Genomic DNA, 20,383 nt, shown 5'->3' with positions numbered 1-20,383 from the left:
TACTTGTCCGTGACGGGGTGACTGAATGCATTCCTGGATCGAACGGCTGCATGCCAGCTCCGCCGAGTTTCCGCCGTTGGTGACAGCGGTGAAGCTGGGGGTTGCCCTGGCGATCGGGCTCCTGATCGGATTTGAGCGGCAGTGGTCGCACAAGGACTTCGGCGTCCGCACCTTCAGTCTGGCGGCGCTGATCGGCGGCCTGACGGCGATGATGCCGATGCCGGTGCTGATCACCGGTATGGTCGGAGTCCTTATCCTTGCCGCGTTGTTGAACCTCCGGGACATCCTGGCCTCTCAATCGGTCGAAGGCACCACCTCCGCAGCCTTGATCCTCACCTTTGTGTTGGGAGCGCTGAGCGGCGAGGGACACATCTTTACCGCAACCGCCTGTGGCATCGTGACGACCTGGCTGCTCTCCTTGAAACCGCAGTTTCGCGCTTTTGCGGGAGGCGTAAAGCCGGAGGAGATTCGCAGCGCGCTGATGCTGGGGCTCTTCGGGTTTGTCGTCTGGCCATTGCTGCCCAATCGGTACATCGATCCCTGGGAGCTGCTGCAGCCTCGCGACGCCTGGGTAACGATCCTGGTCGTGGCCTGCATCGGATTCGTGAATTACATCCTGCTTCGCGTGTATGGGAAGCGTGGTGTGGCGCTGACAGCCGTGCTGGGCGGCATGGTCAACTCTACGGCGGCGACCGCAGAGTTCGCGGAGACATTGCCTGCTTCAGGTCTGCTGTCGCAGACAGTTGTGGCCGTTCTTCTGACGTCCGTTGCGATGTTCGCGCGCAACCTTCTTCTGCTCGCGATCTTTGCACACGATGCAGTGCCCTTTGCGATGGCTCCCATGCTGACGATGACGGCGATTGCTGGATTCTTTGTGTGGCGCAGGCATCGGCCACGTGACGAAGAGCAGGAGATGGACCTGAACCTGCCCTCTCCGGTCTCCTTCGCGAAGGTCTTTCGAATGGGTGGGCTGTTTATTCTGATTCAGGTAATCGGGACGGCAGCCACACGCTGGCTTGGCAATGCCGGCCTGCTGGCTGTGAGTATGGTCGGCGGCACGGTTTAAAGCGCGAGCACGACGGCTGCTGCTGCCAATCTTGTTGCCCATGGCAAGGCGACCGCGATGCAGGCAGGTCTGGCTACCGTGGTGACTTCGATCGTCAGCACCGCAGTCAACCTGCCTATCCTCTATCGACATACCCATGCCAAACCCATCATCAAAGAGATAACGCTGGCCACGGTCCTCCAGATGGCAGGAGGCATCGCCATGATCGTTCTGCAGACACATTGGCATGGACTATTCCGCTAGGCTGTTGTGCAATGATGGCGGCATAGGCATTTCCGCGATGCCGCCCTTGTGGAAACTTTGTCTTGCACACGGCCTTTCTGAATCCATGCAAACCATGGAGCAGTCCTTGCATCCGTTTGGTTAGGATGGTGACTGCCGGTAAGCTGAGTGGTCCAGCCGGATCGAGTAGAAAGAAGAGACTGCTCATGAGAGCCTCTTTCCGGAAGGAAATGTCTGGGCCCATGTTTTGCATCAAACTATATGTATCGTTGTCCGGAACTCAGATGTCGTCCTATGGCGCGCCTACTTCGCAACCGAACAAGCTCTGAGACGCTCTAACCAGCTAGCAGGCGAAAAGTCGCCAGAAGGGCCATTCTGAATGGAATTTCACATTTCCAAAGAGATCCGAGAACGATTGAATTTAGACGATCTGTTGTTCAGTTTTACCGGGAATGTGGTCTTTGCGAACGTCGCTGTCAGCCGGAAGCTCGCCCACCAGCTGAATGAACTCCAGGGAGCGGAGGCCTCTCCCGAAAAGACCATCAACGCCGGCGCGCTGTTTGCGATGGGCTTGATCGATGAGTTGAGCCATGCGCTCGTTGCCCGCTACCGTCAGGAGAAAGATCCAGCTATTCTTGCCGACGCGATTCGCTGGTTTGGCCAGCAGGTAACCCCTGTTCAATTGGAACGGCTGCTCCTTGCCTTCACGGAGCAGTTTCCGACTGTCGCCGTGTATCGGGGTGAGTTGACTGCCAGCCAATGGCTGCAGGGAAGTACAGAAGGGATGTCCAACCGGGAGGCTGCTTTCGAGGAGATGATGCTCCTCTGGCTGGCAAACAGCAATCCGGCGCTTTCCTCCTTCCGCCTGTTGTTTGAGGACCAGGAACTCAAGCAGCAGACAGCCTATAAAGGTGTCACCACGAATCTTCCGAACTTCTTCGTCACCCGGCCTCCGATTGCTCCCGGCCTGGGAAGCCTGTTGGACGCTTTGCGGGCACCGATGCTTGCCTCGCCCGATTCTCTTACCGGCCAGTTGGATTTCATCCGGGAGAACTGGTCGCAATATCTTGGCGAAGACTTGAAGAGAGTGTTGCTTGCGATCGATATTCTTCGCGAAGAAGAAGTCGCGATTTGGATGAGGTTCCATCCCGCCGGTCCGGACAGGCATCGCCATGGACCCAACGGACGCACAGGTGAAGGCTTCGTCGGAGACGAGTTTATCGGCTTCGACTCGGAGTTCATCACCGATCCGGACGGCACAAAGCGGCGCCGTTATGCGGCAGGCTATCAAGCGCCCCTGAACGAGTACGAGGCTTTCAGCGCCGATCAGGCCTGGATGCCCACCGTTGTTCTGATTGCCAAGAGCACCTATGTCTGGCTGGAGCAGTTGTCCAAAAAATATGGCCGCCACATCCATCGGCTGGATCAGATTCCTGATGAAGAGCTGCATTTGCTGGCTACTCGAGGCATCACCGGCTTGTGGCTGATAGGCCTGTGGGAGCGGAGCTCCGCTTCAAAGACGATCAAGCGGCTTCGGGGTAATAGTGACGCCGTAGCTTCCGCTTATTCGCTGAAGGATTATCGGATCGCTGAAGATCTCGGTGGTGAAGCGGCCTACGAGAATCTGCGCAATCGGGCTGCCAGGGCTGGCCTTCGGCTGGCAAGCGACATGGTTCCCAATCACATGGGGATTGATTCAACGTGGGTGATCGAGCATCCCGAATGGTTCTTGTCGCGTTGGGAGAGCCCATTTCCCGCGTACCATTTTGAGGGGCCGGATCTATCCAACGACAGTCGTGTCGAGATCAAGATCGAAGACCACTACTACGACCAGACGGATGCAGCCGTTGTGTTTCGTCTGCGCCATCATCGCGACGGCAGCACTCGCTACATGTATCACGGTAATGATGGAACGACGTTTGCCTGGAACGATACCGCACAGTTGGATTACTCCAAGGCTGAGGTGCGTGAGCACGTCATTCAGGTCATTCTCGACGTCGCACGTCGCTTTCCGATTATCCGGTTCGATGCGGCGATGGTGCTTGCGAAGCGCCACGTGCAGCGGCTCTGGTTCCCGCTTCCTGGCGCAGGGGGATCGATCCCCTCGAGAGCGGAGAACGCCATGTCGCAAGAGGCGTTCGATGCCCTGATGCCACACGAGTTCTGGCGCGAGGTCGTTGACCGCGTCGCCGTGGAGGTGCCCGGAACCTTGTTGCTCGCCGAAGCCTTCTGGCTGCTGGAGGGCTACTTCGTTCGGACCTTGGGGATGCATCGCGTCTACAACAGTGCGTTCATGAACATGCTGCGCGACGAAGAGAATGCCAAGTACCGGTCGTATCTGAAGAAGACTGTGGAGTTCGATCCGGACATCTTGAAGCGCTATGTGAACTTCATGAGCAATCCGGATGAGCGGACTGCCATCGATCAATTCGGCTCGGGCGATAAGTACTTCGGGGTCTCCGTCCTGCTCGCTACCTTGCCTGGCTTACCCATGTTCGGCCACGGCCAGGTCGAAGGCTACACCGAACGCTATGGCATGGACTTCAAGCAGGCGCGGCTGGATGAGCATCCGAACGAAGACCTGATCGCGCGGCATCAGCATCAGATCGCTCCGCTGCTCAAGAACCGCCAGCTCTTTGCCGAGAGCACTAATTTCGTGCTCTATGACTTCTGGAACAGCCACGGTACGGTAGATGAAAATGTTTTTGCCTATTCGAACCGCTCCGGTGACCAACGCGCGATCATCTTCTACAACAACAGCTACGGATCGACGTACGGTACGATCCATATGTCGGTCGGATTTCTGGATAAGTCCAACGGCTCGCTGCAGCAGAGGAGCCTGAGTGACGGGCTGGCGCTGCCGCACGACGAGAACATCGTCATCGCCTATCGCGATACGGTTCTTGGGCTCGAGTATCTGCGGAGAGCGTCCTCTTTCCGGGATCAGGGTCTTTCTCTGGCTCTGCGGGGATACCAACATGCTGTGCTGTTGAATTGGCGCGGGCTGCAGTCGTCTGCAGTGCAGCCCTGGGATCGCCTGTGCGATGCGCTCAACGGTTCAGGGGTTTACAGCGTGGATGAGGCGCTTTCTCAGCTTCGCCTGCAACCCCTGGTAGATGCTTTACGCCAGACGGTCAGCGTGGCGAATGTGCAGGCGTTCTCGGGAGTGGCCAGGGATCTCATGGTTCAAATCCAGGAGGTCAAGGCGGAGGCTGAACCCAGCATACTTCCGGTCGCGGACGAAGAACAGATCGTAGAGTCTCAGATTGAACCTGTCGTAAACAGCAGCGACATCCTCGATTCAAGACTCGATGATTTCATCGCCAAGGTGCCTGTTTTTGTTCAGACAGCGATGGAGCTCTCGCAGTTGGGAGTGATGGGAGAAAGAGCTGAGGCAAAGGCTGTCACGGAGTCTGCAAAAGCCAAATCAGAAGACTACGTTACGATGGCGCTGGCCTCCGTTCATCTTCCTTACCTGGTCTCAGTCTTTCCTGAGACCTTAGAGATCGCTGTCCGCTCCGTCCTGCCTTGCAGTGACATCAGCATCAACTGCCGAGAGGTATGGGGATCTGTACTTGCATGGATCGCGCTCGGCGCACTTTCTTCGCCGGCCTCCGGACTTGTTCTCTACGATGAACTCCAGTTGCGAAGAGCGCTCGCGGAGATGTCCTCTGCTCTGGGGGTAGAGGGAGAGCAGGCATGGAGAGTAGCGGCTCAAGCACGGGTCCTGCTCAAGATGAACTCCGAGGGCACCTATCTGGCTGCCATCTATTCGGAAGAGTTCTGGCAAGATCCCGATGTTCGCTGGCTCGCCGGAATCAATGAGAATGGGTACTTCAACAAGGAACGCTTCGAGGCGCTCATCTGCTGGCTTCAACTGCCTGCTTTGATCGAGGCAGCCGGAAGCCCGTCGCCCCTGGAGGCCGCCGCCGAGATCGCTTCCATTGTCGAAGAGGTGGCCCGCGCTGCTGGAAGCGTTTCTTATGATGTGAAGCTTTTTCTTAACCTCGTCTCCGTGAAGAAGAGTAAGAAATCGCTGTCCACCCGCTCCTTAGAAAAGAAGTCTTCGTCCGATTTGGCTTCTTTAGAGGTTGCAGGAAAACGCAGCTAAGATGCCAAATTGACGCTATCGTGGATGCCCCTCTATCAAGAGGGGCATCTGATCGAGAACTTCTTCACTAACCTCAACTAGTTTCATGCCATCGCTACTCGTATGGCAAAACGCCTGTCTTCACCGACTTCCGTTTCTCAATGTTTGGTTGTGGGGATGAGCAGGCAAAGATGCGTTGTCCCATTATGAAAGCCTTCTGCCAGTATGTCCCCGTCCGCATTGATCCGATAGGCTGTCATGAGCAGCCAACCTGAATCTTGAGGGATGAACTTATTCAGATTCACGAGATGACCTTTCTCCCATAGAAAGGCCCGCATCTTCCCCTCGGCGACGGGAGAGCCACCGACGATCTGTCCTGCATCGTTTATGCTGAGCGCGCTGCTTGGTTCATCTCCCAGGGAGCCCAGGTCGGTTACCTTGCCGGAGGAGAAAAGTACGGCTCTCGATCCCCCTTCATCGTCATCCGCGAATCCCACGGCCTGGTGCCTGTGATTGACAGCGAGCGCGCTGCTGAAGGAGCCTCCGGAGAGGAGTCCGAGATCATGGACGCTGCCGTTCGTCCAAAGCACCGCGTGGGTCTTGCCGTTGGGAGCCGTGTTCGACTCACCTGCTATATCGCCTGAATCGTTTCCTTCAAAGGCGCGGCTGAAATCCCCGCCCGGCAACGTGCCGAGATCATAGACAGCTCCATGTAACCACGTGGCGGCATGCACGTGCTTATCCGGAGTCTCCGCGTTCCCTGTAATCCGTCCATTGTTCGCGATGGATTTCGCGACCGCGAAACGCCCTCCTAAGGCAGGCAGGATCTGCAGGGCACCTTCTTTGTAATAAAACGCCTGGGTGTGCCGCAGATCATTGGGCGATTCGAGGATGCCTGCCAGTTCGTCTTTGTCATTAATGCCAAAGGCAAAACTGTTGCCCATCTGTGAGGGGTTTCCAATCAACATGGAGCGCTGGCTATCAACCAGCGCCGCTTTCGTATGCGTTTGGAGAATCACCTGCCAGGAAGCCACGTGTTCTTTCTGATTGAGCCCGGGTCTTTCGTCGATCTCGCGCGCCATGAATGCGCCCAGATCTACGACCCTATAGCGTGGCGAGTGGGAGCCCGCGTCCTTGGCCTGGCCTGCCGATGTCCCGCAAGTGGCGCAGATCAGGATGACGCCCGCAAGGAGTGCCTGATAGCGCAGGGATAATTCACGATCTCTGTTCTTCTTCACGCCTTTTATGCTCCGCATCGAAACTGGCAGGATGTCCGCAGCCAATGGACTGCGGACATCCTGGTTGATCGACCTTTCCTGTTAGGGTGCCGGTGCGCCTGCACTGGACGGCGAGAAGCTCCATTGCTGCCAGGCCGATCCTTTATATGGAAATTGATCGAGTTGCGCGCCGGGTGTTGTCGATCCTGCGTCCACATCAAGCGCCTGTCCGCTTTGTACATTTGTAAGTTCATAGGCGCTTCCGCCAAGGGCGGTCACCTGCCACTGCTGCCACGCACTGCCGGCATAGGCGTTCTGGTCGACGAGCGCGCTGTTCGCCTTGGAGCCTCCGGAGACCTCGAGCGCCAGACCGCTGGCCTGGTTGACCAGATAAACCACATTGTTTGCCACATTCGTAAGCGTCCAGCTCTGGTTCTTGCCACCATTGACGGTGTACTGCTGCATCACCGTGCCGGGGGTCGTAGAGAGAGCGGGATCATCGATCGCCAATCCGCTATGAACACTTGTGACGACATAGGTTCCATTCGCAAGCAAATTGGTGGGAGGAACTCCATTTGGCAGCAGGCCATACACATTGAGAGCGCCGGATCCATCCGGCGAATTGAGAGCTCCGAAACTTGGGACAAACACCTTTCCATTGGCCACGGTGGGGGGAACATATTTTGCAAAGTTTCCAATCTCATCGCGCGGCTCGTTCTGCTTGTCGTTCCACAATTCCAGGAGGCTCGACGCATCGAAAGCATGCAGAACGCCCTCTGTCGTGGCTTGCCCGGCATCGCCCTTATAGGGTGTGCTGGCCCAGATGATCCCGTTCGCATTTCCATTGGCTGAGATCGACAGGAAACCACCCGGCATGGCAGCGTTGTTGTTCGTCATAGGAGCCGTCATCGCGCTCATCGCAACCGGCGTCGTATTGATCATCTGCGATGTGGTGTTGAAGGAGAAGGCTCTGAGGAAGTCGTTCTCACCCCACACATAAATGAGGGGACCTGCCGACGGGCTGTTGAAGTAGATTGGCGTGCCGTGAATATGCTGGGTACCATTTCCAAAGATCGCCTGGAACTCTTGCTGCACTTCATCGGAAGCGGCATTGAAGTGCCCCATATTATTGATGTCTACAAGGTAGAGGCGTCCCTGCTTGCCGCCACCTGTTATTAGGGTAGTTCCTGGAATGCTGAGCAGCCCGGAGGCTCCTAGATCCTGGTCGCCACTATTCAGAACGGCGCTATTGGATGGGGTAAAGTAATCGAGCAGCGCTAGAGCGGGAGAGAGCTTCGCGAAGCTGTTTCCGGTCTGAATCACCCCCGTGGGTGATGCGCCGAAGCTTCCGTTACCTGTCGAGACAAGCAGGTTTCCGTTGCTGTCCACCGTGAGCCCTTGTCCGGCCTGCCAGATGCCTCCGAGTGTTCCGGACGTCGTATCGCTGTAGACATGATCCTGGGCGAGGTTGCTCGCTGTATAGGAGATGATCCAACCGTGATACGCACCAAGATCGTCGTGAGACGACCAGGCGATATAGAGATTTCCATTGGACAGAGTCAGAGCAGGCCGTTGATTCTGAAGTTTGGGATCGAAGGTCAGCGTTCCGTCACTTGTGGTGTATGTAGCGTGAATCTGAACAGGACTGCCGAACTTGGGAGCACCGGTAGTAATATCGAGCGCATTAAGCCACTGCGTAAAAGTTCCCTGATTGACTCCGGTCGATTGGGCCGATGAATTCCAATTGCATAGAGTGGGATTGAAGTTGGCTTCATTGCGCGATACGAAGTAGATCGTATTGGTGGAAGGGTCTATCACCGGGGTACCTAAAATCCCGACGCCGGAACCGTGAGTGATATTGTTGTGCCATTCCACATCACAGGGGTGAACCGGAGTTCCAAAGTTCGCCTTCCAGTATTGCTGACCGCTGTCTGCGTCAAGCGCATAGACGCTGTTATTCATGGTTGCGATGTAGACAACATTGTGGGTTCCCTTGTTGGGAATGGCAAGATTCGACACATAGAGGGGCTGCGTGAATACCTGACCGTCGACTGCGACAGAAAATAATTTCCCAAACTGGCTGGAGTTGACATTCTCCGGGGTCAGCACTGTCTCACTCAGGTTCGCACCTGTTCTGGCGTTGTCATTATGCTGGGTCAGTACATTTACAGGACTGGTCGTTTGCGCGTGCAGCGAAACACCGAGAAATGAGCCAAGGACTAAGACCATCAGCTTTCGGGCAGGACAGCGTGCAATGAGTGGCATAGGGCATCCTTTAGGGGCTATGTATCGAATCTGGCATCTTTGGAGCGATTGAACGGAATTTCGGTTAGGGTTTTCGATCTGTAGGGTCGTGCAGAGGTCGCGGTTCCCCTCGGGCGAGGATGTCAAGAATGGCGAAGGAGCATGTTAGCGTGATCGTAAACCAGTGGAGACAGTCGCGTCACATCCGGCGCCAGAGCTCCATCTACGTTAGGCCTGCTTCTGGCCAGGACGGTTTGTCAGGGGATAAGGCGTGTTTGTGTGCCCTATCTGCAAACTGCTAAACTCGTGCTCACATTTGAACTCTGGAGGGCTGGATTTGGGACACGCGGATGCATTAGCAACCACACAGCGTGCTGTTCCTACATCCGAGCAGTGCCAACAACAGGTTCATCGGATTCTCCATTCCGCTACCTTCCGAAATGCCTCGACGTTGCAGCAGCTCTTTCAATTTGTGGCGGATAAAGCTATTGCCGGGACCACGGAAGGGCTTAAAGAGTACACAATCGGCGTTGAGGCCTTTGGCCGCAAACAGGACTTCGATCCCAAGACGGACACGATCGTTCGGGTTCAGATCCATCGCCTGCGGCAGAAGCTGAAAGAGTATTATGATGCCGAAGGCAGTCACGACCCTATCCTGGTCGAGATCCCCAAAGGGCACTACCTGCCGAGCTTCGAAGAGATTGCAGTTCCAGTAGCGGCACACGAGCCCGCTGCTTCCCCTCGGCTGGATACAACCGTCTCCGTCACGACCCGGTTGCTGGAGCACAAGGTGGAGGAGAGTCTCCCCTCAACAGCTACGAAAAGACCTCGCTCGAGCTGGATCTCTTCTGGTCGTGCGTTGGTTGCCGTAGCGTTGCTGGTGGTCTTTGGAGCTGGTTTCTGGATTGGCACCAGGCAGATGCGCTCTGGAGTTGAAACTTTCTCTTCCAATCCAGAAGTAGCTTTGGGGAGATCCGCCGATCCGGTGAAGGCATTTTGGGCCAATCTCCTCGGCAACGACTCCGCTCCAGTCATTGCCTATCCGGATGCTGTGTTTCTTCTGGACGACTCCAACGATCTCTTCCGGTTCCGCCAGGGGGCGAGCGATAGTCGCGGTGCCGCTGTTGATCCGCACCTTGCGCGGCAGTTTGCTTCGAATCCAGCCCTTGTTGCCCAGGCTGGTAAGCTCCACTATGAAAATGGCTATACTGGCACGGGAGAACTTCAGGCCATTGCGATGTTGTCGAATCTCTTTGGACAGATGGGCGTAAAGGCAACGATCAAACCCAGCCGCGATCTGACTCCCGACGATCTGAAGCAACACAATGTCATTTTATTCGGCTCCCCCTTCCAGAATATTGCGGTGGCCCAACTTATCGATACGGGAGATTTTACGTTTGATAATCCCGATTCACGGCATGAGCAATGGAGAGCCCAGATTCTGAATGCGCACCCGCGAGCCAATGAAAGCCCGGCTTACCATACGGAGCGAGACCCGGTTACCCAGATATTGAAGACGGACTACGGCCTTATGTCCATTCAACCCGGTGTAGTTCCAGGGCGATATATTGCCGTCCTGGGAGGACTGGATACGAAGGGGACGGAAGGCGTAGCGATGTTCGCCACTTCGAAGCTGGGGGTGGAGCAGCTATCCAAAATTCTGGCCGACTCCGAAATATCCGCTGCAAAGGGCGAAACACCCTTGTTTCAGGCCCTGATACGTTCTCATCTTGAGAAGGGGTATCAGGTTCTGCAGGCCGACCTGATGGCAGTACACAAGCTCCATGCTCAGCCGCCGAGCGGCGCCGGCGGACCTACCCCTCAAGCCTCAGGTCATTAAGAAGCTTCTAGCCCCAGTCTCGTTACTCGTTAGAAAGTTCGCTTCCTCACCGAAGCGACAGGGTAGAGTTATGCCCGGTCGCTCGATATCACTTGCGAGTTCTTCCTGATAAGACCCTCAAAGTAGGAACCCGTGGAATAACTCCAGATATTTCCTCCATTCTTTATGCCGAAATTCTATGTAACGAGCCATGTAACGTAGATGAAACATCCTCCAAAAGCGCCTGTAACGTGCACGTTGCAGATATTCGTAGCCCTCCGGTAACTAGACTGCCGTAGTTTCGCCCCGCTACCGTTTCGAGCGTTGATGAAGCGGATGTTTTAACTCCGTCAACTGCACGGCTCGCGCAAAAATACCTTTTCTGAAAGATCAGACTGAGTTGCGGATAGCAGGTACGCGTAGAAGCCAGGAAACGAAGGAAGAAAGCCGGAGGAGGCTCTATGCAGATGGAAATATCCACACATAAAAAGACCGCGAAGTATAAGTGGCCGAAAAATCTTGCAGCCAGGTTGCTGATGTTGGTTTGCTTGTTGGCGGTCACGCCTCTGGCCTTTTGCCAGGGCGTAAGTGGGCGCATCGTCGGGACAATCCAGGACGCGACCAATGCGGTCGTTCCGGGGGCTGTCGTCACCATTACCAACCAGGACACCGGCTCCGTTGCGAAGACCAAATCAAACTCGTCCGGTGAATACCGCGTCGACAATCTGCCGCCGGGAAACTATCAGGTCAAGGTGGAAGCGAAGGGCTTTCGCACCGTGATCTCGAGTGGGAATGTGGTGACTGTCGATAATGCCAACCGGGACGACATCAAGCTAGAGGTCGGTATGGCCAACCAGTCCGTCGAAGTAACTGCCGGAAATCCATTGGTAGACACCACCGGCTCCTCGCTCGGTGAGGTGTTGAACGAAAGGGATATTAAAAATCTGCCCCTCAACGGCAGGATCTTTTCGCAGTTAGTGGATACCGTTCCCGGAGCTGTCGCGACAGGTCCATCCAGTGCTCCGGAGGCTGCAGCGGGTGCCGGGGCTCAAACGGCGATTACCGCCAGCGTGAATGGCATGCCCTGGTCAGGAACTACCTATACTCTGGACGGCGTCAGCAACATGGAGTTGCTGAATGCGTTCATGACGGTGACGCCGGCTCTGGACGCTCTCCAGGAGGTGAAGGTTTCGACCGCCAACGCAGATGCCACAGTAGGCACCTATGGAGGCGCCCAGGTCAATGCGCTGATTAAATCCGGAACGAACAAGTTTCATGGTTCGGCCTATGAGTTCTTCCGTAACGATTCCCTGAACGCGACCGCATGGGATTCCACCTCCAAAGCTCCGGACAGATCGAATCAGTTTGGAGGCTCGCTGGGTGGCCCCATGATCAAGAACAAGGCCTTCTTCTTTGTGGACTACCAGGGGCTGCTGCTGGACAACGGTGTCTACTACAACCTGACGGTGCCGACCGATCTAATGAAGCAGGGATTATTCCTCGCCAGCCAATTTCCGGCAATCTATGACCCCACCACGCAAAAGCCCTTTCCTCTAGTTACGACTGTCCAGGGGCAGGCCTATCAGATTCCGGCTGCTCGTTTCGATGCCGTTGCATCACGCATGGTGGGTGCGGCAAATATATGGCCTGAAGCAACGAACCAAAACAGCATTGTGAACAATTACATTGCGAACAACACTCAAACGGATGACACGCACCAATTCGACGTAAAGGTCGACTATCAGCTGCACAATGGAGACCGACTCTTCGGGCGTGAGTCCTATCAGCGGCGCGATCTAACGGCTCCCTCTCCGGGGACGCAGTGGATCAATATCAGCAACGTCAATGCCCAGAACAGAATGCATAATGCTGCGGTCGGATATGATCACACCTTCTCTCCGTCGGCGACGAATGAGCTGCGCTTCGGTTTCAATCGGTTCTACACGAAGGACTTCGGCAACGACTTTGGGACAAATGAAAATACGACCCTTGGCATTCCAAACGGCAATATTGCCGGGTTCCCCGGAGCCTCTGGACTGGCGATCTTCAACCCTGGCAATGTCGCGGCGACAGGGTCGCAGGACTATACAGATGCCCATCGTATTACGAACATCTACCAGATCACGGATAACTTCACCAAGGTATTAGGTAAACATACCCTGACAGTGGGTGAAGACTACAGGCGGCTGCAGGCGTCGTTGACGAACGCCAACGCCAACCAGAGCGGAAGCTTCTCCTTCAACTCGGACTATACGAGCAGTTGTACGAACCAACCCTCCTGCCCCGACTCTATGGGCGGCAACGGCTTTGCAAGCTTTCTGCTGGGGCTTCCCTCGTCGTTATACAGAGGATTTGTGAATACCGATCCAGCTACGCGCGCTAATCTCTGGGGTGTCTATGGACAGGACACGTACATCGTAAACAAGAGTCTGACCTTGAACCTTGCCCTGCGCTGGGACGTTGTTACACAGCCCGTAGATAAGTTCAATCGCCAATCCAACTTCAACCTGACAACGGGATTGCTCGATATCGCGACCTCAGGTAATCGTGCCCCGAACGTCGATAATTACTATGGAAATGTTGCTCCCCGCGTTGGATTTTCATACTCTCCCAACAATGGAAAGACCGCGATTCGCGGTGCGTTTGGCATGACAACGTTCACGGCTAACTATGGCGGTATCGGCGGCAGTCTCGAGCGTAACTTTCCTTTCTTCGAACAGTTCTATCTGAACCAGCAGTTTGCCTATACACCGTGGACGCAGGTGAGCACCGATGGCCTGCCTGGATTTGTTCCGCTTTCAACCGCTGCCCCGGTCACTCCGCAGCCTAACTCGTCGGTAGCGTATATGGCGAAAAACTTCCGGCCCGACAACGCCAATTCGTGGAACATCGGTATACAGCAACAACTCACCGCTCAATCGGCTTTTACACTCACCTATGTCGGGACGAAAGGGACGCACTTATTTAGAGAGAGAAATATCAATACGCCGGAGCCTGGGCCTGGCGATCAGATTACCCGGCGACCGTATTATCAGATCTCCCCTAATGCCTCGTCGATTAACTACTATGGCGCTGATGGAGCCTCCAGCTATAACGCGTTGCAGGCGGAAGTAACGATGAGGTTTTCGCACGATCTGCAAGGACGCGTGGCCTATACCTGGTCCAAAGAGATAGACGACATGAATATCTTCGATCCTATTCCTGGGCAGGATCGTTTGAATCGTGGACTAGGTACAGGACAGGCACCGGACGTTCCGCAGATCTTTGTTGCCAGTCTTACTTATCAGCTTCCTTTCGGCCAAGGACGCCGGTGGCTAACAAGTAGCCCTCGCGCTGTGCAATATATCGCAGGCGGATGGCAGTTGAGCACGATCACTCTATTGCAATCGGGGCAGCCCCTAACCTTCGGAATCTCCTCCGACAATCTGAACAATGGTGTAAGCAATAGGGCTGAACTTACCTGCGCTGCTGTAGGCAAGGTGAAGAAGCCTTCTGAATGGTTCGATACAAGCTGCTTTACAACTCCAGCACAATATCAACTTGGAAATTCAGGAGTGGGTAAGGTGTTCGGGCCGGGATATGAAAACGTCGATCTCTCCTTGTCCAAGTCTGAAAAAATTCATGACGAGATGAACATTAGTGTTCAGGTCGATGCCTTCAATGCCCTTAACAATCCGCACATGGGAAATCCAAACACAACGTGCTGCACCAGCCAGAATCCATTGTTTGGCACCATTACGGGTACGAACGGCCCTCCACGCAATCTTCAGTTGGGCGCCCATCTGACCTTCTAATCACACACTGCATCCGGCACTGCCGGCATCCTCTGCCCAGGAGGAGCCGGCAGGCTATGTTCGACGAGGGAAAGATAACGTGGAAAGGAATCCGCAAGATGGTGGATAGGAGAGAGTTTCTAGCTGCCCTGATGGCAGCGGCTGTTTTGTCTCAGGCAGAGGGGCTTGCAGAAGGTAATACTTCTCTGAAAAAAACAGGAAGTAGCCTGGTGCCAGAGGAGCCTTCCGGCAAGCCGAATTACTGGTGCACCTGGGCCGTGCAGAATTATATGTATGGCCAGCATCTCTCGAAGCTCGATCCTAAAGTGTTAGAAGGTGATTCGGGCAGCAAGCTGGCGCACGATGCTATGACTCAGGATGTTCTCTTCGGGAGGGCAGGATGGGTGTCGGAGTTCTTCCCCAGAATTCGTAAGGATGTGTTGTTTCTTCTCGATGATGGCTGGCAGGCTGGAGGAACTGCAACATTCGAGCTGGACCAGAAAAAGTTTCCTTCTTTTTCCGGCGCTCCTGCCGATCGGCTTAAGAAACTGAATCATGCAATACAAGCGGCAGGATGGCGCGGCACGGCATTGTGGTGCCGTAATACTCCAGGAGGAACTACAGACCTTCATCTTGAAAGCCTCAGTCAGTCCGCTGAGATCAGATATTGGAAGATCGATATCGGTGATCCGGCATTCGAGCTTGTGAAGCTGCGCGATGAGGCCCATATTCCACTTACGCTGGAACACGTACACGGCGAATTGCCGATGAATGGTAGCTGGGAGAAAGATGGACGGTTTGGTCCGCAACCCTGGGGCTCCAACAGGATGGAAATTCTGCGGCACACAGACGTCTATAGGACCTACGATGTTACTTCGATCCTGTCTTTGCCTACGACGCTTGATCGGCTTGCAGAGATGCTGAAGGGGGCTGAAGGGCACCCGGAGATTCAAGCATTGTTGAATGTCGAGGATGAGGTTTACGTAGCCGCAGCTATGGGATGCACGATGGGTATCCTGCGGCATCCTCTGGTTGGAATGAGACCGGGTGGAGATGTGGACCTGTTTTTCAATGGACCCAGGCGAGCGAAACAGCGGATGGATGAAGTTGTGCGGGCGCTTCGCTGGCAGCGAATTGCACCGCCATTCTCTCCGGGACAGAGCTCTGTTAGGCTCAGTGCCGAAATTCTGACCGATAGCTGGCTCTTTGAGCCTGGTCAAACCTGGCAAAACGAGATCATCGGGAAGACTGTGCGACAGGGGGCGCCTGCCTGCCTGGCGCGCAACATAAATCTGCCTGCGGTGAAGGCAACAGGGGAGAAGCCGTTTGTCTTCGCCACAAGATTTCCAAACGGTGCAGTTGCTATCGCAGCGCAGGAGCGCACGAAGGTTGGCAAGGGCTGGTATATGCCCGCATGCGATGTAACTCTATCGATAGCTGACGCGCCAGGGCCGTATGGAGTATTTGGTTATTTCGATAGCCTGACGCTGATCTCGGATCGGCCTCTGCAGGGCAGGCGTATTCTGGCGCAGGACCTGGCTGGAGATGAGGCAATCGATATCTCCAACATGGTGCAGGTCAGAGGTAAGAGTCTTTTGATCCCAGGCCAGGTGATCCGTCGGATCGGCCTCCGTCAGGCGACTCCTGGAGATCTATCCGCACCTGGATTGGCAATTGCCATTCACTGAAGAGAAAGACCTTTCAGCTATGGATATCTGGCATACTTCAATGCGAGACTAAATCGATGTATGGAGCTGCGGCTCAACTGTTCAAGGAGAAAGACTAATGAAGAGCTGGAAGTTGTGTTTGATGGCTGCGTTTTGGGCTCCTTTGGGATTGATTGCACAGAGCATCCCGGTAGCTGCGACCCCGCCTATGGGTTGGAATAGTTGGAACCACTTCGCTGACAAGGTAACCGATGCCGATGTGCGTGCGGCCGCAGATGCCCTCGTTGCCAGTGGCATGCGGGACGCTGGGTATGTGTACGTCAACATCGACGACACATGGGAAGCCAAGCGTGATGCTCATGGCATCATTCAAACGAACGAGAAGTTTCCAGACATGAAGGCTCTTGCGGATTATGTCCATTCGAAGGGGCTCAAGTTGGGAATCTATTCTTCGCCTGGACCTAAGACCTGCGCCGGTTATGAAGGCAGCTATGGTCACGAAGAACAGGATGCGCAGACCTACGCGGCCTGGGGAATCGATTATCTGAAGTATGACCAGTGCAGCTTCGGAGATTTGATTGCCAAGGAGGCTGGAAACGACCTGGACAAAGCCGCAGCTATGCAGCGTGCGGCCTATGAGAAGATGCACGTTGCCATCGTCAAGACAGGCCGTCCTATGGTGTACAGCTTTTGCCAGTATGGACTGTACTCGGTGTGGCAGTGGGCACCGAAGGCGGGCGGAAACCTGTGGCGGACAACGGACGACATCAATGACACGTGGGATCGCATGACCCTGATCGGCTTTCAGCAAGCCGGACTTGAGAGCTTCGCTGGGCCAGGACACTGGAATGATCCAGACATGCTGGAGGTCGGCAATGGCGGGATGAAGAAATCAGAGTATGAAGTGCACATGAGCTTATGGGCAATGTTATCCGCACCTCTGTTGGCGGGTAACGATCTGAGCAAGATGACTCCGGAGACAAAGGCCATCCTGATGAACCGAGAGGTGATCGCTATCGATCAGGATGCCCTTGGGCGTCCCGGCAGAAGAGTCTGGGCCGAAGGTCCCATGGAGATATGGGTGAAGGATTTGTCGGGCGGCAAAAAAGCGATTGCGTTCTTCAATCGTGGCGAGTCCGCAATGATCTTCGATCCTAAGTTGAAGGAGCTTGCTGGCTTTAGAGGCAAGTCTTTGCTGAATCTCTGGACCAGGGAAGAGCTGGTTCTTGGGCCTACTGCATCACTTCGTGTTCCTAAGCATGGTGTCCTCCTGTTGGAGCAACGTTAGTCAGTGGAGGCAGGAGTGGTCGTGAATCGATATCTTCTAGTCGTTGTTCTCTCAACCACTCTTGCTCTCCATGCGCAGACGGCAACGCCGATATCGAACTTGCAGTTCGAGTCGTCGGACCCAAAGCTGGTGCAGGCCTTCCAATGGGCAAAGTTACAGGCATTGGCTTATGCGCATGACCACTCCGATCCTGTAGGGCCATGGTATGAGGCTGCGCTTCCGGGGCGTGATTCGTTTTGTATGCGAGACGTTTCCCATCAAACCACGGGAGCCGCCGCCCTGGGGCTATATCCAGAGAATCGCAATATGTTGAAGCGATTCGCTACCGCGGTTTCTCCTGACAGAGATTGGGCAGGGTATTGGGAGATCGATAAGCTGGGGCAGCCGTCCGCCGCGGACTATCGAAACGACAAGGATTTCTGGTACAACCTGCCGGCAAACTTCGATCTGCTCGACAGCATCGTTCGCATGTGGCGTTGGACGGGGGACGATACTTACATAAGCGACCCATCTTTTCAACGTTTCTTCGATGCGACGGCAACCTCCTATGTGAGCGCCTGGAACCTTCAGCCGGACCTGATTCTCAAGCGGTCCAGGATCATGAACCAGCGCTTACCTGCAGGCCAATTCGTGCAAGCGCGCGGAATTCCAAGCTATTCGGAAGGGGAGGTTGGTTTCAACCTTGGGACAGATTTGCTGGCGGCTGAGTATCGTGGCTTTGAATCTCTTCAACTCGTTGCCATCAGTCAGCACGATTCAAAGCACGCTCAACGGTATGCGGATATCGCAAATAAGATCCTGGAAATCATTGAGAGTAAGGCCTGGTCCGAAAAAGATCACCACTTTATGGGTTTCTTCTCTCAGGATGGCAGCAGGCACGGCTCGGGCGATGCAATGGCCCTTTACTTCGGGGCCGTTAAAGATCCCGCCCACATTCGTGCGGCACTCTCTTATATCGAATCGGAAAAGTATTTAAATGGCATTGGGATTGAAGAGGAGAGCTATCTTGCCCAAACCTTCTATCGCTATGGGGAGAAGCGCGCGGCATATGAACGCATCATGGATCTTACCCGCCCCGATAAAGAGCGGCGCGAGTACCCAGAGGTCTCCTACTCTGTCATTGGAGCTATAGCTACGGGAATGATGGGGATCGAAGTGCTGGGCGATGGAACTTCGGAGCGTCCATTGCTTCATTCCTTCTCGCGAATTCTCCATGAATTCGATAGCGCTACGCTAAAGGGCATTCGTGTCCGGGGAAACGTGGTGGATCTGGAGCACCTTGGAGACAGAAGAAGCACTTTGACCAATCGTTCAGGAGAAACCATTCACTGGCAGGCAGCTTTTCCCGGTACGGTATCGAGCCTTATCAAGAATGGTCATCCCGTTCACGCTCAAACATCCTTCGACGTGGCAGGAGCACCGATGAGCTGGATCATCACCGATGTCCCGGTAGGAGCTACGGTCTCTGTAAGCCGGCCTTGAAGGGCAGGGCCATTGGTGAGGGTGTAGCGTCAACTACCAGAGATAGGTGGCCTCAATGGAGGGAGAGCCTGTCTTGCCGTCGATCACCTTCGTTTTTAGGACGACCTCCAGATTTTTATTCTTCCAATCAGAGGGGAGGCGTTTTTCAAGTCCTTTGAGCAGTTCATTGGAGGCGACGAATTCACCCGCGGCTTCGGTCCCGTTGCGTCCGGCTCCGGCGATCACCATGACTACACCACCGGTTGTCGGGTCATGAAAACGGGCGACGATGGCGCAATCCTGAACAACCGTTAGATGAGAGCCTGGACCAGACACCTTGCTGAGTACGTAGGCCCATTCCTTGAACTGTGGGTTCTGGGAATCTTCGACGTGCAATAGATTCATGGAACTGAAGTGAAAACGAAGTGGCGCCAGCAGTTTTGTCGTCCATAGATTGGAAGGACCGCCGATCAGAATAACGGGGCGGTCTCTCATATCTGTAAGCGTGATGTTGGAGTCCATCTGAATGCGATAGGCCACATCATGTTCCATGAGGGGCTTGGACGCATGAATGATCGCCGAAACATCCTCGGCTGCGATGTCTGGATTGTCTTTGATCCAGGAGGGCAACTCCTCTTTGGTAAGAGGTCCAGCCATAAAGGGGCCATCCAGCGCGGCAGGGGCTGGCGCCTGTGGAAGGCCGATAAGAACCGTTTGTGAAGGGTCGAGAAATCCAGTCCAGAGCTTCTCGAAGGGACTCTTCTGGAGATGGAGTACCAATGCCCAAAGGCCCCCTCCTACGAACAGCACCGAGAGGAGCACTGCCCATATCGGCCATTTGAGACGGGCTCGGCTCGCCTTCGCGACGCCCGGTGCAGTCTCCGTGGAAACACCTGAAACGTTGGGCAGGGAGATCTCTGCGGGTTCTGCGAAGGTGGTTTCCGGATGGAAGGGCGGAGGCTCAGGCTCAAACCGCAACTCCGGTTGATAGGACCCGAGGGAGAGATAGATCCCTACCCCCGTACTGCTAATGGACTCCGCATGATAGAGCGACAGCCTTTTACGGACTTCGCTCGCGGTGTTGCGGACGGTGGGGTCGGAGTTCGTATCGTAGTCCGCGGGGCGGCCGAACACCTCAATCCCAATGAGGCGTTCCTTGATCTCGGAACCTTCGCCTTGAAGAGTCTTTTCTACGATGTAGGAGAGAAACGCCGGATAGCGTTTGCTGTTTCGGAAGTAAGGGCTGGCGACGATTGCTCGAAGCTCCGCCCGCACCAGTTCACATTCTTCTGCTGACAACGGGACCCGAGAAGACTGGTCATAGAGGACTGATGCCCGACCCAAACCTAAAGTTCCTCCGCCCGAATGATACGTGATTCGTTACAGCACTGTACAGGTTCACACCGCCCGCCGGAGTTCTTTGGGGACGTTTCTCCGAACACCGGTTAGCAGCAGAAGGTCTCACATATGTTGAACAAAAATAAAGACTAACCGATGTCTATGACGGCAGGAGACGGGTTGTCTCATACCGTATCG

11 protein-coding genes are annotated in these 20,383 nt (G+C 55.0%); 8 read left to right on the top strand and 3 right to left on the bottom strand.

The window, feature by feature from the left end; translation table 11 throughout:
* Window positions 1–25 precede the first annotated feature (25 nt).
* The 3 genes from HDF15_RS05530 to HDF15_RS05520 all read left to right on the top strand — a co-directional run bounded on the left by HDF15_RS05530 (window position 26) and on the right by HDF15_RS05520 (window position 5,399).
* Complete coding sequence (locus tag HDF15_RS05530; protein WP_184253547.1) at window positions 26–1,066, top strand: DUF4010 domain-containing protein; 1,041 nt, start codon at window positions 26–28, stop codon at window positions 1,064–1,066.
* Window positions 1,067–1,123: 57 nt separating this feature from the next.
* The gene (locus HDF15_RS05525; RefSeq protein ID WP_184253545.1) at window positions 1,124–1,309 is read left to right on the top strand and encodes a hypothetical protein; all 186 of its coding nucleotides are present in this window, start codon (window positions 1,124–1,126) and stop codon (window positions 1,307–1,309) included.
* Between the two features lie 394 nt (window positions 1,310–1,703).
* Entirely contained in the window at window positions 1,704–5,399 is a 3,696-nt protein-coding gene (locus HDF15_RS05520) for an alpha-amylase family glycosyl hydrolase (protein ID WP_260330859.1), read from the top strand.
* Between the two features lie 137 nt (window positions 5,400–5,536).
* Here the strand turns inward: HDF15_RS05520 and HDF15_RS05515 are convergent, their stop codons facing one another.
* Together HDF15_RS05515 and HDF15_RS05510 are read right to left on the bottom strand one after the other, a co-directional pair.
* Complete coding sequence (locus HDF15_RS05515; protein WP_184253540.1) at window positions 5,537–6,616, bottom strand: hypothetical protein; 1,080 nt, start codon at window positions 6,614–6,616, stop codon at window positions 5,537–5,539.
* Between the two features lie 81 nt (window positions 6,617–6,697).
* Window positions 6,698–8,860 (bottom strand): RICIN domain-containing protein, encoded by a 2,163-nt coding sequence (locus HDF15_RS05510; RefSeq protein ID WP_184253538.1) that lies wholly within the window; start codon window positions 8,858–8,860, stop codon window positions 6,698–6,700.
* A gap of 316 nt (window positions 8,861–9,176) precedes the next feature.
* Between HDF15_RS05510 and HDF15_RS05505 the strand changes: the two genes are divergently transcribed.
* The 5 genes from HDF15_RS05505 (at window position 9,177) to HDF15_RS05485 (ending at window position 18,868) form a co-directional block, all read left to right on the top strand.
* A complete protein-coding gene (locus HDF15_RS05505; RefSeq protein ID WP_184253536.1) occupies window positions 9,177–10,679 on the top strand; it encodes a hypothetical protein in 1,503 nt (500 codons plus the stop codon).
* Between the two features lie 446 nt (window positions 10,680–11,125).
* Window positions 11,126–14,452: a TonB-dependent receptor gene (locus HDF15_RS05500; RefSeq protein WP_221314291.1), complete on the top strand. Its 3,327-nt coding sequence runs from the start codon at window positions 11,126–11,128 to the stop codon at window positions 14,450–14,452.
* Window positions 14,453–14,550: 98 nt separating this feature from the next.
* A complete protein-coding gene (locus HDF15_RS05495; protein ID WP_184253532.1) occupies window positions 14,551–16,119 on the top strand; it encodes a hypothetical protein in 1,569 nt (522 codons plus the stop codon).
* A 97-nt stretch (window positions 16,120–16,216) separates the two neighbouring features.
* Window positions 16,217–17,386, top strand: coding sequence for a glycoside hydrolase family 27 protein (locus HDF15_RS05490; RefSeq protein WP_184253530.1), 1,170 nt, complete (start codon window positions 16,217–16,219; stop codon window positions 17,384–17,386).
* A gap of 21 nt (window positions 17,387–17,407) precedes the next feature.
* Entirely contained in the window at window positions 17,408–18,868 is a 1,461-nt protein-coding gene (locus HDF15_RS05485; RefSeq protein WP_184253528.1) for a hypothetical protein, read from the top strand.
* Between the two features lie 33 nt (window positions 18,869–18,901).
* On the opposite strand, the gene HDF15_RS05480 is transcribed toward HDF15_RS05485, so the two are convergent.
* Complete coding sequence (locus tag HDF15_RS05480) at window positions 18,902–20,122, bottom strand: hypothetical protein (RefSeq protein WP_184253526.1); 1,221 nt, start codon at window positions 20,120–20,122, stop codon at window positions 18,902–18,904.
* Between the last annotated feature and the right edge of the window lie 261 nt (window positions 20,123–20,383).

This window comes from Granulicella mallensis, from assembly GCF_014203225.1.
Classification (GTDB): Bacteria; Acidobacteriota; Terriglobia; order Terriglobales; family Acidobacteriaceae; genus Granulicella; species Granulicella mallensis_A.
Note: the sequence above shows the minus strand (reverse complement) of the source record. Positions and strands in the feature narration are given on the sequence as shown.